We start from the raw sequence: 16,763 nt of genomic DNA, 5'->3' as shown, positions 1-16,763 counted from the left end.
GTAGGATTTAAAGAAAAGATAGTAACAATCAGGAGGTAACCCGCTTTATGAAAGATGTCATTATTATCGGTGCAGGTCCTTGCGGCCTCTCGGCAGCTATCGAATGCCAACGCCAAGGCCTGTCCAGCCTTATCATTGAAAAAAGCTTTATTGTACACTCCATTTATTTGTATCCAACAAATATGCAATTTTTCAGTACGGCTCAGTTATTAGAAATCGGGGATGTTCCGTTCACTTCGACCAACGACAAACCTTACCGTCACGAAGCGCTTGTCTATTATCGCCGAGCCGCTGAGCAATATGGTCTAGAGATCGCCGCTTATGAAGAAGCTTTATCCATTGAGCCGCTTGAAGATGGAACCTTTGCCGTACATACGTCAAATATGCGTGGTGAGCATCAGAAACGTATCACTGCTAATGTAGTTATAGCAACAGGTTATTTTGATCAGCCGAATATGATTGGCATTCCAGGTGAAGAACTACCTAAAGTTACTCATTATTTCGGTGAAGCTCATCCTTACACGGGAATGAAGGTAACTGTAATTGGCGGCAGTAATTCCGCAGTAGATGCAGCGCTGGAGCTTATGCGTGTAGGAGCTACGGTAGATATGGTATATCGTGGTGAAAGCATCTCAGAGAATATTAAACCTTGGGTTCGGCCAATCTTTGAAGGCATGGTGCAAAAAGGGAAAATCACTCTGCACTTAGGCTCGCGTGTCACTGAAATTACTGCGAGCTCAGTAATTGTTACGGATCATAAGGGGGACAAGAAAGCATTGGATAATGATTTCGTTCTTGCCTTGACTGGCTTCCGTCCTAGCCGTACCCTCCTCACTTCAGCGGGTGTGATCATGGATGACGACATGGATAAGCCTGCTTTTAACACCTCTACCATGGAAAGTAATGTTCCAGGGTTGTATGTTGCTGGAGTAATCGCCTCCGGCCGCAATGCTAACGAAGTGTTTATTGAGACCGGAAGAGGGCATGGTAAGCTTATCGCAGATCACATTGTGTCAAAAGAAAGTTCTAATCCTAAGGAGTTGAAACATTAAGATGGACATGACCTCTTTGCTTTTGCTTGGACTTGCAGCGCTTGGAATTATCAGCAGCAATTCCCCTGTAACAATAGCAATGGTCGTCCTATTACTGCTAAGAGTACTTGGCCTGCAGCAAACCTTTCCTTGGCTAGAAAAATACGGTTTAACCATCGGGATTATCATCCTGACCATCGGGGTCATGACCCCATTAGCCAGCGGCAAAATATCGTTGCAGACAGTCGGTCAATCCTTCTTGCACTGGAAGTCCTTGCTTGCTATCGCTATCGGCATTCTCGTCGCTTTTCTTGGAGGCCGCGGTGCTACGCTCATGACCAACCAACCCACAGTTGTTGCAGGTCTACTGATTGGCACGGTGATCGGGGTTGCGTTATTTAAAGGCGTTCCGGTCGGTCCGCTGATCGCAGCCGGCATTTTATCACTTATGATCGGCAAAATGTAATAGAACAGCACAAAAAAGACCGCTTTTGGCGGTCTTTTTTATTGTGCCTTTTATACAACCATCTTTCTCTCTATTCCTCCACCTGAGAAATGGACTGCGGAATTTGCTGTACTGCTCTTTTTTCAACGACTAATAAATCTTCAACGCCATACTCTGTCTTAATTTTCTGCAACTGCTTCAAAGCCTCTTCTTCTGTATTAAAATATCCTGCTTCCACGAGATATAAGCCTTTCTGATCCTTTAACATCCGCATATCCTCTAACCCATATAACATTTCTTCAGCCATACCCAGCGCCTCACCAGAAGGCTGTGAGACCGTTCTTAAGGAATATACAGAGCCCCCTTTTGCTTCGTCTCCTTTCTCTTTTAACGTAATCACTACCTGTGCTGGCTCTTTATATTCTTTCACCTCATAAGCAACCGAGTCCGTAAGTGTGACATTGAACCGAATGGCCGAATCATCTAGTGTAATTAGTGGATAAGCATCCTGAACATATCGGCTTTGTTTTAATGTCTCCAGATCTTTGACTGCTGAGAATTTTCTGGCCCCACTTACTGTAATCGTCATTGTTGCCGGATTTTCCGTAAACTTTACGTTATATGAGCTTGCCATCTGTTGAGTTTCATCCGGATTTGCAAAATTCAAAATCAATTGATCGCTATTCTTCAGTTGTTTGACCGAAATAAAATTCACATCTACTCCATCCTGAATGGTTCCCCCTCCTGCGCTTCCCTCCGTAAATTGCAGAACACTGACCAGCTTACCTAGAACCGGTATTTGATCCATACTACTCGCAAAAGCAGGAACCGTATTTACACCCACCGTAAAAGAAATCAATACAGCAGCAGCTACTGATCCTGTCCATTTCAAGGCACGTTTTGAAGAACTGTTTTTCTGTTTATAGATTTTCCCTCTTTCAATTCCTTTACGAGAAGCGAATGATAGTTCTTTAGGAATTTCAATCTCATTATAGGCTTGTTGTAGACGTTCTAGTTGCTTATCCAAAGTTCTCACTCTCCTCCATACTTATTTTTAATTTTTCCAAACCTCTATAAATAACGGTTTTGACGCTGCTCAGGGGCATATCGAGAACCTCTGCAATTTCCTTTATGGGCAAGTCCTCCAGATATCTCATCACAATCACCATTCTTGATTTTTCATCAAGGCCGCTGAGCGCTTCATGCAAGTCCAAAACTTCTTCCCTAGATTTCGGAGCATAGCTGCCTCTTAGCTCTTGATCTATATACACGATTTTTTTAGATTTACGGATAAAGTCCAGCGCACAGTTGACAGCAATCTTGGTGAGCCAAGTTTTAAAATATTGCGGTTGCTTCAATTTATGAATGGAGATATAGGCTTTGAAGACGGTCTCCTGCACAATCTCCAGCGCATCCTCTTGATTCCGCACATAGGAGTAGGCCATTCGGTATAAACGCTCCTGCATGCCGTCAATAAGAACAGTAAAGCTGTCTTCATCACCAGCTATCGCCTTTTCCTCAAGCGTGGTTTTATTCACGTTCCTCACTTCCTTTCATGATGTTTATAAGCTTTAGACGCACATGATCTCCGAAAAGACTCAATTCCCCTGTAGAATTTTTGCCATAGTATAAGTTACTGTGTGCCACAAGCCTGATTGGAATTCAAAAAAAGTGGCCTTCTCTTTCGAGAGGACCACTAAGGTGTTTAATTATTTTCCAAAACATATTAAGCGTCTAAATGCTGTACGTTAAATAATCGCGCATAACTACCCTCTATCGCCATCAGCTGTTCATGCGTACCCCGTTCAGTAATTTCACCATTCTCAAGTACGACAATCTGATCTGCATGTGTAATCGTTGACAGTCTATGCGCTACAATTAGTGTAGTACGTTCCGAAGAAAGGGACTGCAGCGCTTGTTGAATTAAATGCTCCGATTCCAGATCCAGCGCCGAAGTAGCTTCGTCTAATATAAGAACCTTCGGATCCTTGAGAAATACCCTTGCGATAGCAACCCGCTGCTTCTGTCCTCCGGATAGCTTTACACCACGTTCTCCCACTTCTGTCTCATAACCCAGTGGCAGCTGCTCAATAAAATCATGCGCATTGGCAGCTTTCGCTGCTGAAATGACCTCTTCTTCCGTGGCGTTAGGATTACCGAATAAAATATTCTCACGCACAGATCCGCTGAATAAGAAATTATCTTGTAAGACCATACCGACAGACCTGCGCAAGCTTTCCTGTGTTAATTCCTGTATATCATAACCATCCATTTGGAGGCTGCCTTTACTGATGTCATAGAATCTCGGGATCAAGCTTATAAGGGAGGACTTTCCTCCACCGCTCATTCCGACGAACGCAATGGTCTGTCCGGGCTGAATACTCAGATTAATATCTTTTAAGACCCAATCATTCTCTTCGTTATATTTAAACCATACATTCTGAAAAGCAATCTCACCACGTGCATCCTTCAGCACTTTTGCTCCCGGCTTGTCTACAATATCATAAGGCTCATTCAGCAGCTCAAGCACCCGTTCAAGAGAAGCAGAGGCTTGTGTAAGCACCGTCGAGGAATTAATCAATCTCCGCAGCGGGGAATACATCCGGTCCAGATAGCCAAAGAAAGCTACAAAGGTACCTACTGTCAAATTGCCATGAATGACCTGATATCCACCATATCCGATGACCAAAAGAGGTGCTATATCCGTTAATGTATTAATAATTGCGAAGGTCATAGCGTTCCAGCGAGTTTGCGCCATCGCTTTTTTTAGAAAGTTACCGTTGATGTCTTCAAACTGCTTCTGATCCACTTTTTCCATCGTAAAGCTGCGGATAATTGATATCCCTTGAATCCGTTCATGGAGATAACCTTGAATGCCAGCCAGAGCTTGGGAACGATCTTTCGTTAAAAGCTTAAGCCGCTTATACAATTTGTTAACAGCAATTGCGTAAAAAGGCAATACCGAGATAGACACGAGCGCCAGCACCGGATTTAAATAAAACATAAATCCCAAAGCAAAAACTAGCGTAAACGTGTCGAGCCATACATTCATCATGCCGACTTCGACCAAATTTTTGGTCTGCTCAACATCGTTAATAAATCTGGAGATGGCTTCTCCCACCTTGGTATTCTGATAATACCGCAGTGACAGCCGCTGTAAATGACTGTAAAGCTTATTTCGCATATCGAACAACACTTTACTTGTGATAAGTTGAGCAAAGTATTGGCGATAATACTCCACGGGTCCTCTTACGATAACAAATAAAATTAAGGCACCACCCAGAATAAGCATCAAATGCGATACCCGTTCCTCAATCCCCATGCTCGGGTTCATTAGGAGGTCATCAACCACGTATTTCAGAATCATTGGCAGTGTTAGCGGAATGCTGAATTTGATCATGCCGATAAACAGCGTAAACACAATCAATTTCATATAAGGTCGTACAAAAGTAAAATATGATTTCCATTGCTTCACAGGAATATTCTGTCCCTTCTCTTTAGTGAGTTGCTAAGTACAGTTGACTTTTGCTCTCTACAGTGTTTTTATAATTTTAGATCATAAGTACAATTGCAGTACCGAACTTCAGGAGGATAACGATGTCTAGACAATTTGTGACGGAAGCCGTCATGATGGCGATTTACGGCCAGCTTCTCGTATCGAGCAGCCCTGTAGAATATATAGTGCCTTATACTACCGTGATGGAATTATACGAACTGCGAGACAGCGATGATCCGTTGATGAACCGTCCGGACGACGACAAGCATGTTAAGTTGAAGATTAGTGAGCTCATTGCTTATTTTGAAGAACCGCTCAACGCGAAGAAGATCAACCGCTGTTTAGCTGTGCCATGGGCAAAAAGCTCAGGTATTCTCCTTGGCGGGCAATCCAAAATCACCATCATTAACAGCATGGATACCGCTGTCTACGGTGAGATGTTCGATCCCATCGAAACAGAGCTTCTGCTGTCCTCACAACGTGAGAAAGTACCTATCCTAACGGATCAATTTGAATTGATTCAACGGATCATCGAGGGTGGAGTTCCAGTTCAGGTGTACGATATTGACGACTTCGACTTCGCTCTGGAGGAAGAAACCTCTCGCAATTTGCACTGATAACACCTATGTATTTCCAACTGGAATACCCTCATTTTTAAAGACAGCATTTGAAAAGCCCCTGCCTTTTGGCAAGGGCTTTTCCTGATTAAAATAAACAATCATTAAGACAACTATACCTGCACTTCGCCGGATACCGGCTTTGGTTCGTACTTATATTCAATGTCATCCTCTGACTCAGAGTATACGATAGATAGGTCATAACCTTCCATATACCACAAGTCCTGCTCCTCCATGTAGAACACAATATCATCCTGTTTGACCTGAATAGCTGGACGCCCAGGCGCTTCTGTAGCAATGCCCAGCGAAAAACCGGGGTGAAGTCCACCGCCCGAGCTATAACGGGGAAATAAACGAATATAGTCTCCATTCTTAAGGTCCAATTCTCTCTTAAACCAAGCTGCCGCTGCTTGACTAATTTCCATGTTCATTTCTCTCAGCTCCTTTGTATATTCTAATCATAACGAAAATAAGTCGATATTCAAACAACTTTATGCAATTAATGATTTCCCAATCCATTTAAAATTAAGTTTGACAAATTCGCGAACCGGATGATAAACTCTGAACATAACTAAACGTCTTCTAGTTATTACCAAATTAATGAAAGGGGTGAGCGCGGTGTTTACGAAGTTACAGCCATATTATTTTACTATTGTTGGAATTTTTACTCAACCGAATACCGAAGCAGCCCAAGTGATTAAGCCATCCTGAAGTTTTTGCGAGTCTTATGGACCGTATAACTTTAGTTCTTGAAGGTCTCTCACATGCTTGGTGCTGTAACGCACCGTGCGCATGATAGCTGTAAATTACAGGCATATCGTCCGTTTTCGGATGATATGCCTTTTTTGTTTGCTGAAGAGATAATCACTTGCGCTTTTATCAGCATCACAAGCAATCATTACAACCTGAAAGGAAGGGATTTACTTGTTCTCTGTTCTTCGCGATCTCGGCTGGTTTTTTCGCCGAGAAAAAAGGCGTTACCTGATTGGACTCATATTACTCATAGGTGTAGGCGTTCTTGAATTACTCCCTCCACGTCTGCTAGGCAATGCCATTGACGACATAGTACGCGGTTCGATTACTACAGCTTCGCTTGCCAAATATATCGGCATGATCTTTATTTTGCTGCTAGTTATTTATTGGATTACCTACATATGGATGCACAAACTTTTCGGAGGTTCCAACCTTGTTGAGCGCCTGCTGCGCTCCCGATTTATGAATCATCTTATGACTATGACACCCTCGTTCTTCGAAAAAAATAGAACTGGTGACCTCATGGCCCGGGCAACCAATGATATCAGAGCCGTCTCAGCTACCGTAGGATTCGGGATGCTTACACTGGTGGATTCTACAATCTACCTCACGGTTGTGCTGTTTGCGATGGGCTTTCTCGTGAGTTGGAAATTGACCCTTGCAGCAGTATTACCATTACCCCTAATTGCAATAGCTATGATTTTTTATGGTAAAGCTATTCATGATCGATACAGCTTAGCGCAGGATGCATTCGGAGATATGAATGACCAAGTACTCGAATCTGTCTCTGGTGTGCGCGTAATCCGTGCTTATGTCCAAGAGCGTCTTGATGAAAAACGTTTCTCGGATATTACTGAAGATGTTTACAACAAAAATATGGCCGTAGCTCGTGTCGATGCTTTCTTCGAACCAACTATCCGCTTCTGCGTTGGACTCAGCTACATTATTGGTCTTACTTATGGGATTTACCTTGTATTCCGCAATCAGATCACACTGGGTGATCTAGTCTCCTTTAATATGTACCTCGGTATGATTGTATGGCCGATGTTCGCTATTGGAGAATTGATCAACATTATGCAGCGTGGTGGAGCTTCCCTCGAACGTATCGACGAGACGTTAAACTCCAAACCCGATGTTCAAAATGCTGCCCATCCTGTTCAAGTTCCCCACCCTACTCGAATCGAGCTTAACGATGTGACTTTCCGTTATCCTTCTTCGACGATAGACAATCTAAGCCATGTCAACTTAACCCTGAATCAAGGGCAGACATTAGGTGTAGTCGGGCGTACAGGAAGCGGGAAATCTACACTGCTCAAACAATTGCTCCGCGAATATCCGACAGGTAATGGAGAGATCCTTATCTCTGGCGTGCCTATTCAACAGATTTCCCTGGATCAGCTGCATAGCTGGATGGGTTATGTTCCGCAAGAGCAAATTCTTTTCTCCAAATCCGTTCGGCAAAACATTCAGTTTGGTCTAGACAACGCCGATGACGATACGATTATGCAAGCCATTACAGCTGCCGCTTTCCAGAACGACCTGGGCACATTGTCCGATGGTCTGGATACTCTGGTGGGTGAACGTGGTGTATCTCTCTCCGGTGGACAAAAGCAACGTGTCTCTCTGTCCAGAGCTTTTATCGCTAATCCTGATATTCTTATTCTGGACGATGCCTTATCAGCCGTTGACGCTCGTACGGAAGCTCAGATTATCGACAATATCCGGAATGAACGTGCCGGAAAAACCACATTAATCTCTACTCACCGTCTCTCCGCCGTCCAACATGCCGATATGATTGTTGTACTGGATAACGGACAAATCGTTGAGCGAGGTACACATCAGGAGCTGTTGGATTTGAATGGCTGGTACCGTGAACAATATGATCGGCAGCAAGTCGAAAATAACTTATCGAATGATTAAACTACAACCATAAATAAACGAGCTACGACTACGCAAAACATTTTAGGAGGTGTCACGGTTGACACAAAGTACAGGCAAACGCCTGCTGGAATATGCATTGACCGCAAAGAAAACCTTTATCGCAGCCCTTCTGCTGCTTTCAATCGGGGTAGCGGCAGAGCTGGCAGGTCCATTTATAGCCAAAAGCATGATCGACAATCACATGCTGGCCATCGAGAAGCCCTATTTCAGCACCACGTCTCCCGATAAGGCGGCTGAATATAACAATAGTTTATACAAACGCGGCGATCGCTTTGAGCCTGGTGAAACTAAAGGCCGAGAAATTCGTGTTCTTCAAGCAGGGAGAAGTTTTTATTTTATTAACGAAGCTGTAACACAGCCTGACGGTGAACGAAAGTTCATCGATGGAGAGATGCATATCACCCGTGGTGATAACGAAGTTATCTATCCGGCGGTTAAGCTATCGGCCGATGAGCTGTTCGCTTTTTACAAACCTGAGCTTCCTGGAATCTATCAGTTGGTCGGAATGTATGCTATTTTTCTTGTAATCTCCATCTTTGCTGAATTCGGAAAAACCTACTGGCTGCAATCTTCGGCGAATCAGGTAATCCGGAAGCTGCGAACAGATGTATACGCACATATCCAGCGACTACCCGTTCATTTTTTTGACAATTTGCCTGCTGGTAAGGTAGTGTCGCGGGTTACAAATGATACCGAGGCGATTAAGGATCTATTCATTGCCGTCCTTTCCAATTTCAGCACCGGTATTATCAATATAACTGGCGTATATATCGCTCTGTTCTTACTTGATGTCCGTCTGGGTCTGATCAGCTTGTTCATTGTACCTATTCTTGTGCTGTGGATCGTGCTCTATCGCAAAATTGCGACCAAATACAATACGATCATTCGCTCACGTCTAAGTGAAATTAACGCCATTATTAATGAATCGATTCAGGGGATGTCAATCGTCCGGATATTCCGCCGTCAGAAGCAGCTTAGTGCAGAATTTGAGAACCTGAACGATGATTACTTGAAATATCAGAATAAAATGTTAAATCTGAATGCTTTCACGTCCCACAATCTGGTGAACTCACTTCGTAGTCTCTCTTTTGTGATGGTGCTTTGGTATTTCGGACATGGCAGTATTACTGGTTCAACCTTTGTATCCTTAGGCGTTCTGTATGCCTTTGTCGATGTGCTCGGACGTTTGTTCCAACCTATCACAGGTATGGTGAACCAGTTGGCGAACCTGGATACTTCTATGGTATCTGCGGGACGTGTGTTTACGCTTATGGATGAACCTGGAGAGAATGTTACTGACGGCTCCATGCCACGCTACAAAGGAAAAGTGGAATTTAAGAATGTATCTTTTGCTTATAAAAAAGACTACGTCCTTCGCGATATCTCCTTTGAAGCACGCCCGGGTGAAACTGTCGCTCTTGTAGGTCATACGGGTTCCGGCAAAAGCTCAATCATCAATCTGCTGTTCCGGTTCTATGATCCACAAAAAGGCGATATTACGATTGACGGTCAAAAGGTTACGGATATTCCGAAGCAGTGGCTGCGGAATCACATGGGCATCGTGCTGCAGGATCCGTACCTCTTCACGGGCACCATTGCTTCGAACGTCAGCCTAGGGGATGAACGAATTTCCCGGGAACGGGTAGAACGTGCATTGCGTGAGGTTGGTGCGGATAAATTACTCGCTCATCTTCCACAAGGATTTGATGAACCGGTAATTGAGAAAGGAAGTACTTTATCTGCGGGTCAGCGGCAATTGATTTCTTTTGCGAGAGCTCTCTCCTTTGACCCAGCTATTCTTATTCTAGATGAAGCTACCTCCAACATCGATACAGAAACGGAAAGCGTCATTCAGGATGCGCTGGAAGTTCTCAAAAAAGGACGCACCACTTTCATCATCGCTCACCGCTTATCCACGATTCGCAGTGCAGATCAGATTCTAGTCCTACATCACGGAGAGATCGTAGAACGCGGTAGCCACGATGAACTGATGGCGCTTGGCGGAAGATACTTCCGTATGTACCAGCTGCAAGTAGGTGCCGCTGCTAACAGCTCTGACGATAACGCTGGCGCAAGCAACCGTCCAGCACTCGGAAACTTGCAACCCTCTCTTGAGAAAATGTAATTTACAACCCTGAGTCACTTCATTGTGATTCAGGGTTTTTTCCTGCTTGATCTTAGAACAGATGTTCTGTATTATGGAAATTAATACATATCCTTGGAGGAGTAAACGATGCTTACTTATAATCTGACTAAGAAACAAGCCAGGCTTTTTCTGCTATCTCATCAAAAGTTAACTGCCGGAGCTATCCCTTCCGGAAAACTTAGTATTTATGACTATGTTCGTCACGTAGGCTGCATCCAATATGACCCCCTTAATATTGCCGGCCATAATCATGAGCTGGTCCTCCAAGCACGGATTCCGGGATTTACGCCAGAACTGGTCCAAGAGCTTCTGTATAAAGACAGGTTGCTCGTTGATGGCTGGGACAAGAACATGTCTATTTATTGTACAGAGGATTGGCCTTATTTTAAGCGGAGAAGAACAGCTGCTGCCTCCCACCATCAGGCTAATGAGCCTGTAATGGTCGCTGTAGCACAGGTTCGTGAAGAGCTTCAGAAGCGTGGTCCCCTCTCCTCTTTGGATTTAGACGGAAAGGAGAAAGTAGATTGGGCTTGGGCTCCGACAAGATTATCACGAGCTGCAATGGAAAGCATGTACTTTTGGGGAGAGATTGTTGTCCACCATCGTGTACATACTCGGCGATATTATGATTTCGTTGAACGTTTGTTACCCTCAGAGCTGCTGAGTTCAGCCGATCCAAATGTCACGGAAGAACAATTTCACGATTGGTATGTGTTACGTAGAATAGGAAGTATCGGCTTGTTATGGAATAAATCTGGAGACGGATGGCTGGGCATATCCGGACTGAAGAGCAAAGAGCGTGCGGCGGCGATTCAGAGATTGCTGGAGAAGGATAGTCTCAGAGAAGTTTGGGTCGAGGGGATTAAGGTTCCGCTTTATATCCGCAGTATAGATGCTCCAACCTTGGAGTCTGTGATGCTGCAAGAATCTGAAGAGATTGGGCTTCAACCACGTGATTCATTTGCGGCTGTTTTGGCTCCGCTGGATAATTTGTTGTGGGAACGCGAGCTGGTTCGGCAATTATTCGGATTTCATTACCGCTGGGAGGTCTATAAGCCGGCAATAGAACGAGAATATGGTTACTATGTACTGCCAATATTATATAATGATCGTTTTGTTGGCAGATTTGAACCGGTGATGGATAAGAAGAACCGAACATTGAATATTAACAATTGGTGGTGGGAACCTGGAGAAAGCCTAACACCGGAGATGATTCCGGCATTAGGCGAAGCTTTAACTGCACTCTCTCGCTGTGTTAGAGCTTCTTCGGTTCATTTTAGACCAGAGGTTGTAACAGCTTGCGGCTTAGAAGGATTATTACAATAAGTTTTCCTCCTCTAATCCAAGCTTCGTGAACATTTCTGTGCAGTAGCCTTGCAGTTTAACTTCAAGTCTACTTGCTTTATTTTTAAAACGTTTCAGCTCCCGAATCATTTTAGCTCTTCCGGCAGGCGTAAAGGTTTCCTGTATACGCTCTTTAAAGTAATCATGAACGATGTAATTACGTTGTTTCCACACTTCCTCCAACTGAGCGGTTTCTTGCTCCGAGAAAGGAAAATGATGTTGGATTTCTTTGATGAGTTGGCCGAGTGAATTGCTGAGTTTTCGCTGATAAAGGTCTGTCAGATCTGCTTCTGTTGGCGTTTTTCCTTGTGATAGCTTAGTAAGCAATAGCAAGTTGGTAAGCTGCTGCTCGAGGGCCTGTCCATAATAAACTGCCAGTCCAAAATAGGCGAATAACTCTTTCGATTGTTCACTCTCAGGTACATATGTATCCTTCATCTTTTCCCCCACTTCTGTATCCTTGTTCCTTTTATCTATACAAGTTATGTTTTGTTGTAATCCCTCTGTCTTGATCTGTACAAATAAAAACCGATAAGCAGTGTTATATATACTAATGCTTGTGCAAATGAACCTAACAACTCCGCTAATGACAATGTATCAGCTTTCATCATGGCCTCCATTACAGGAGTTACTGGCGGCAACAACCAGATCAAAAAATGAAATATACCAGGCAAACTTTCGCTGATTTGTGCTCCACCCAGTGATAGTACAATGATAGCTAATAACATACCTGTTGCGTGACTGCCTTTTTGAATCCAAGAAGATTGAAAGAATAGGGCAATAGCCACACCAAGCATACCCAACAATCCATGTCCTATAAGCGCTAGAATTAACCGATATGCCCCAGGTGATTCTGCGAAATGACCTGTTACCCAAGGATAAAGGACAATCAATAGATCTAACAGCAGCGTTAGAAATGCAAGCGTTAAGATACCACCTGCACTATGTTTTGCCGCACTTCGCATGTGAACAACTGCAATCTGCCGATGAACAGCGTGCTCATGATTCAAAAAACTAAGACTCATCCAAGCGCAGCTTATAAAGAGCATTACTGCTGTAGCGGCATAGCTATTCATAACTGGATTGGGCTTATAAGAATACAATATCAAGACTGCAATCACAATCCCTGCTAACGGGCCGAAATAACGCTGAGATCGAGTATAACTTCGCAGCATGTAAACGATAAACGGATACACGTAAGACCCCCTGTTCAACTTCTAGGATTCATCCATTTTTCTAAGTCATGCGATCCTCCGCGAGGTTCTACCGATTGTATTGAACCACCCGACTCCAAGATAACCCGCAAAAAAGCATCTGATTCTGAACTTGTTACTGTCAATGCCGTACGGGCTATGTTACAACTATCCTTAAACGTATTTATTGCAATGAAACCTGCCATTTCCTTCAATTGCTGCAGTTTCTGAATCGACAGATTAGACAATAGTATGTATGTAGAGGGTTTAAAGTTCAGCTTCTCTGACCCCTGAATTGACTTTACAATTTTCCCTTCATGTATCACATGAACCTGATCCGCAAGCAATTCAATCCATTGGGGTTCATGTACAGAGAAGACTATAGCAGTACCCTTATTTCTCAAACCAATAAGAAGATCAGCTAACTTATTCATTGAGGGGAGATCAAGGCCCGACATAGGTTCATCAAGAAGCAGCAACGAGGGACTTCCCAGCAAGCTTTGAATCAAATTAATTTTTTGCAGCATTCCTTTGGAGAAATTTAGCATCGACTGCTTGCGAAAGTGCTCCAGCTTAAAAAGTTGAAATAACGTTGTTAGCTCCTGCTCGATCAGGACTGGCGCAAGGCCGCTAATCTGTCCCATACTTCGCAAGTACTGTTCTGGGGTCAGCTTCAACCCTGGAAACATCTCAGGTGCATAACCAATTCTCAGATTTGAATCCTTACAACTCAGCTTTCCAGAGGAAATATGGACCAGTCCAGCTAAGATTGACAACAGCGTACTTTTGCCGGATCCGTTCCGTCCGATCAGAGCAGTTGCAGTCCCCTTTTCAATAGTAAACGATACATCTTCCAATACGGGTCGGCGTCCATACTGTTTACTGATCTGTTCTAATTCTATCAGGGGAATAGCAACATCTATACTACCGCTGGCAAAGTTACGATCTACTAAGTTCGCCACTTAACATTCTCCCTTCATATCTACTGTTAATTCTCCGGTTCCCTACGAATTTCCTCTTCTAGGAATCAAAAAAATGAAAGAACTGCCATAGCAGCCCTTTCTAAAACTTCCTTTCTATCCAGTATTCCTCCCCTTTTTTTCTACCAGTAGCATTAATCAAACAGACCTGGATATAAAAAACCAGACTATTGCTATATTTCTACAGCAACAGTCTGGCTATTAGTTCATATATGAGAGTTAAGCTATACGATCTTACGCATATACCTCAACAGCATCGCTAATCAAACGGCATGCCTCTGCAGCTTTACGGCAGGCATTAATACATTCTTGGCAGTGATTATGTATATGCTTGCTGCTCTCATCTGCGCATGCTTCACAAATCTCCGCACATAGTTTTAGAATTCCAGATACAAACGGACTTTGACGAGTCATTGCTTGAATGGCATAAGAACAAATATCCGCACATTCACGATCGAGTCGCATGCTCTCACGAAGTGATGCAAGATCATATTCTTTTAGGCTTGAGACATAGCTGTAGTTACAGGCATTCATACTTTCGAGACAAGCGTCAATGCACTCCTGATATTGAATTCGGGTCATAGCCTTCAACCTCCTGCATTTTTAATGGGTATGCCTTACTATTAACCTACAAGATTAGGAATGAACCACAGCTTCTTCTGAAGCAGAACGGATTACAGGCTTCTTTTGATCGTGCCAGGCCGAACTAAAATACGTCCTTCCATCTCCAGCAGCTTCGTGCGTAACTCACTGGATGAGAAGTGTTCCCCGATAAATACAGCTACGTCTGGGACTTCGCCTTGAGGTGTGATTTTCATAAAATCAGCTTCACGGTAAGCATATTGAAAAAGAAAACGACTGGAGGTGTCATTAAAGGTCACAATGCCTTTAGCCCTATAAACATCACGCGGAAGCTCCTTGACGAACTGTTCAAAGGTCTCGCTGTTGACAGGTCGTTTGAAGTAATGTGTGTATGCCATCACGTGATCATGAGAAGCATGGGTGCCTCCTAAAGGCAGTTGAGCTTCCTCATGCACTTGGCTTTCGCTGTCGCTCTCTTCAAACTGTGTATCCGTAAGAACTCCACCTGCACTACGCAGGAGCTCCTCTGTGTCGATCTCACAACGCTCCGCTGGCATAATCGGTGCATAAGAATTCCATTTTCGCAGAACAGTTGTGATCTCTTCCGCTTCATCTGCTGAGACACGGTCAGTTTTATTCAGAATCAAAACAGATGCGCAGCGAATTTGCTCCTGCATCAGTCGATAGGTTGCCCCCTGCTGCGCACGGTACAATTCGAGCAGATGCGCGGCGTCAACGACAGTGATCAAGCTTTTTAGCTCGACTTTTTGATACAGTGAAGTTTCGGTTACACCATCTACAATTTCCAACGGGTTCGCCGCACCTGTGGCCTCAATAACAACCACATCAGGTGATTCCTTCTTGATAAGAGTAGTTAGCTCTGTGCTAAGATCCCCTCGGATAGAACAACAGATACAGCCGCCGAGCAGCTCTGCCATAGGAACGGTTTGCTCAACCAGCAGCCCATCCAGGTTCACTTCACCCAGCTCATTCATCACTACGGCCGGGCGCAAACCCTGATCTTTCCAATGTTCCAGCAGGCGCTGCAGCAGGGTAGTTTTGCCGCTTCCCAAAAAACCTGACAATATATACACAGGTACAACCTGTTCCATGATTCATCGCTCCTTGCAAATTACGGGTATGGTAGCGAGTTTACTACATGATGCCAAAGCACGCAAGCGGCACACCTATAACCTCAAAAGAATAGCGATTGATAACAAAACTTGTCTTTGCCTTCCCCATACCCTATCATGAGAACATCTCTAATTTAGGAGCTGATCTCATTGTCATCCGTTGAAGAACATCGGAAGGAAGCACCACAATCCGTTTCCTGCTACATCATTACCGTCTCAGACACCAGAACTACTGAAACAGATACCGGTGGAGCATTAATCAAATCCATGCTCGAGGCTGCCGGGTATGAAGTTATTGGTCATACCATTATCAAAGACAACTATCAGGACATTCGTGAACTACTCTATAAAAACGCTGATCACACTGAAGTTGAGGCCGTGTTGCTGACAGGTGGAACAGGAATCTCTCCCCGTGATACCACCTACGAAGCAGTTTCATCCTTGCTTGATAAAACGCTACCGGGCTTCGGTGAGATTTTTCGAATGTTAAGCTACACAGAGGACATTGGTTCGGCGGCAATCCTTAGCCGGGCAATTGCAGGTACGATTGGCAACACAGCTGTTTTTTCTATGCCTGGCTCCACTGGAGCCGTTAAATTGGCTATGGAACGGCTCATTATCCCGGAGCTTCGTCATGTAATGCGAGAGATATACAAACAATAATCCCACCCATTTTTTTATAAACTAGACAAATAACCAAGCATGCCTTTGTTCTGTGCGTATAATACGGTAAGTTCACACACAAAGGAGCTGAAGGAAATGTCAGAAGGATGTCCAAAATGCCCGGCCCAAACTGTCACTGACCCACCTAAGGTGGTTTATCAAGATTACTACCACCCTCAAGTTGTGAATGTTATTCATCCGGTAGAAATCGTTAGACGCCATCACTGTGTCCCAGTTCCTCGTCATTGCTACACCTATTCTGTTAAAGATATCATGTGCGATAACTCCATGATGCCTAGAGGCAGAAGATAACTCTACTTCATAACTCTATCAAAAGAATCCTATAAGTGAGAGAAACATCATCCATGTCCATCGCATGGGGATGTGCTCTCGCTTTTTTCTGCATAAAAGATTTGACAATCCTGACCAATCCCCCTAT

16 protein-coding genes are annotated in these 16,763 nt (G+C 43.9%); 7 read left to right on the top strand and 9 right to left on the bottom strand.

Annotated elements, in window-relative coordinates; translation table 11 throughout:
• Positions 1 to 47 precede the first annotated feature (47 nt).
• Complete coding sequence (locus MKY63_RS24025; protein WP_036688007.1) at positions 48 to 1,052, top strand: YpdA family putative bacillithiol disulfide reductase; 1,005 nt, start codon at positions 48 to 50, stop codon at positions 1,050 to 1,052.
• Position 1,053: 1 nt separating this feature from the next.
• Positions 1,054 to 1,497, top strand: a complete 444-nt coding sequence (locus MKY63_RS24020) for a DUF441 domain-containing protein (RefSeq protein WP_036688009.1) — start codon at positions 1,054 to 1,056, stop codon at positions 1,495 to 1,497.
• Positions 1,498 to 1,567: 70 nt separating this feature from the next.
• Here the strand turns inward: MKY63_RS24020 and MKY63_RS24015 are convergent, their stop codons facing one another.
• The 3 genes from MKY63_RS24015 to MKY63_RS24005 form a co-directional block, all read right to left on the bottom strand.
• Positions 1,568 to 2,503: a DUF4179 domain-containing protein gene (locus tag MKY63_RS24015; protein ID WP_339810045.1), complete on the bottom strand. Its 936-nt coding sequence runs from the start codon at positions 2,501 to 2,503 to the stop codon at positions 1,568 to 1,570.
• Positions 2,496 to 3,014, bottom strand: coding sequence for a sigma-70 family RNA polymerase sigma factor (locus MKY63_RS24010; RefSeq protein ID WP_076213462.1), 519 nt, complete (start codon positions 3,012 to 3,014; stop codon positions 2,496 to 2,498). The genes MKY63_RS24015 and MKY63_RS24010 overlap by 8 nt, the downstream gene beginning before the upstream one ends.
• A gap of 188 nt (positions 3,015 to 3,202) precedes the next feature.
• Positions 3,203 to 4,951 (bottom strand): ABC transporter ATP-binding protein, encoded by a 1,749-nt coding sequence (locus tag MKY63_RS24005; protein WP_076213460.1) that lies wholly within the window; start codon positions 4,949 to 4,951, stop codon positions 3,203 to 3,205.
• Positions 4,952 to 5,073: 122 nt separating this feature from the next.
• On the opposite strand from MKY63_RS24005, the gene MKY63_RS24000 reads away from it, so the two are divergent.
• Complete coding sequence (locus MKY63_RS24000) at positions 5,074 to 5,589, top strand: hypothetical protein (protein ID WP_038571616.1); 516 nt, start codon at positions 5,074 to 5,076, stop codon at positions 5,587 to 5,589.
• Between the two features lie 113 nt (positions 5,590 to 5,702).
• On the opposite strand, the gene MKY63_RS23995 is transcribed toward MKY63_RS24000, so the two are convergent.
• Complete coding sequence (locus MKY63_RS23995; RefSeq protein ID WP_036688019.1) at positions 5,703 to 6,020, bottom strand: HesB/YadR/YfhF family protein; 318 nt, start codon at positions 6,018 to 6,020, stop codon at positions 5,703 to 5,705.
• Positions 6,021 to 6,513: 493 nt separating this feature from the next.
• On the opposite strand from MKY63_RS23995, the gene MKY63_RS23990 reads away from it, so the two are divergent.
• The 3 genes from MKY63_RS23990 (at position 6,514) to MKY63_RS23980 (ending at position 11,755) form a co-directional block, all read left to right on the top strand.
• Positions 6,514 to 8,262 carry an ABC transporter transmembrane domain-containing protein gene (locus MKY63_RS23990; protein ID WP_036688020.1) on the top strand — a complete coding sequence of 583 codons (1,749 nt, stop codon included), beginning with the start codon at positions 6,514 to 6,516 and terminating at the stop codon, positions 8,260 to 8,262.
• Positions 8,263 to 8,320: 58 nt separating this feature from the next.
• Positions 8,321 to 10,408 carry an ABC transporter ATP-binding protein gene (locus tag MKY63_RS23985; protein ID WP_076213456.1) on the top strand — a complete coding sequence of 696 codons (2,088 nt, stop codon included), beginning with the start codon at positions 8,321 to 8,323 and terminating at the stop codon, positions 10,406 to 10,408.
• A 108-nt stretch (positions 10,409 to 10,516) separates the two neighbouring features.
• Positions 10,517 to 11,755, top strand: coding sequence for a winged helix DNA-binding domain-containing protein (locus tag MKY63_RS23980; protein WP_076213454.1), 1,239 nt, complete (start codon positions 10,517 to 10,519; stop codon positions 11,753 to 11,755).
• Here MKY63_RS23980 and MKY63_RS23975 read toward each other — a convergent pair.
• The 5 genes from MKY63_RS23975 to MKY63_RS23955 all read right to left on the bottom strand — a co-directional run bounded on the left by MKY63_RS23975 (position 11,747) and on the right by MKY63_RS23955 (position 15,640).
• Positions 11,747 to 12,211, bottom strand: coding sequence for a hypothetical protein (locus MKY63_RS23975; RefSeq protein ID WP_038571625.1), 465 nt, complete (start codon positions 12,209 to 12,211; stop codon positions 11,747 to 11,749). The two genes, MKY63_RS23980 and MKY63_RS23975, sit on opposite strands and share 9 nt — an antisense overlap.
• A 44-nt stretch (positions 12,212 to 12,255) precedes the next feature.
• Positions 12,256 to 12,969 carry a hypothetical protein gene (locus MKY63_RS23970; protein WP_339810040.1) on the bottom strand — a complete coding sequence of 238 codons (714 nt, stop codon included), beginning with the start codon at positions 12,967 to 12,969 and terminating at the stop codon, positions 12,256 to 12,258.
• Positions 12,970 to 12,983: 14 nt separating this feature from the next.
• Complete coding sequence (locus MKY63_RS23965; protein ID WP_076213450.1) at positions 12,984 to 13,928, bottom strand: ABC transporter ATP-binding protein; 945 nt, start codon at positions 13,926 to 13,928, stop codon at positions 12,984 to 12,986.
• A gap of 252 nt (positions 13,929 to 14,180) precedes the next feature.
• Positions 14,181 to 14,528, bottom strand: a complete 348-nt coding sequence (locus tag MKY63_RS23960; RefSeq protein WP_036688030.1) for a four-helix bundle copper-binding protein — start codon at positions 14,526 to 14,528, stop codon at positions 14,181 to 14,183.
• Between the two features lie 92 nt (positions 14,529 to 14,620).
• Positions 14,621 to 15,640, bottom strand: coding sequence for a GTP-binding protein (locus MKY63_RS23955; RefSeq protein WP_326046869.1), 1,020 nt, complete (start codon positions 15,638 to 15,640; stop codon positions 14,621 to 14,623).
• Between the two features lie 165 nt (positions 15,641 to 15,805).
• On the opposite strand from MKY63_RS23955, the gene MKY63_RS23950 reads away from it, so the two are divergent.
• The gene (locus MKY63_RS23950; RefSeq protein WP_036688034.1) at positions 15,806 to 16,324 is read left to right on the top strand and encodes a molybdenum cofactor biosynthesis protein B; all 519 of its coding nucleotides are present in this window, start codon (positions 15,806 to 15,808) and stop codon (positions 16,322 to 16,324) included.
• Positions 16,325 to 16,763 lie beyond the last annotated feature (439 nt).

The organism is Paenibacillus sp. FSL R7-0189, assembly GCF_037969925.1.
GTDB lineage: Bacteria > Bacillota > Bacilli > Paenibacillales > Paenibacillaceae > Paenibacillus_AQ > Paenibacillus_AQ odorifer.
This window is presented reverse-complemented; position numbering and strand designations above follow the sequence as displayed.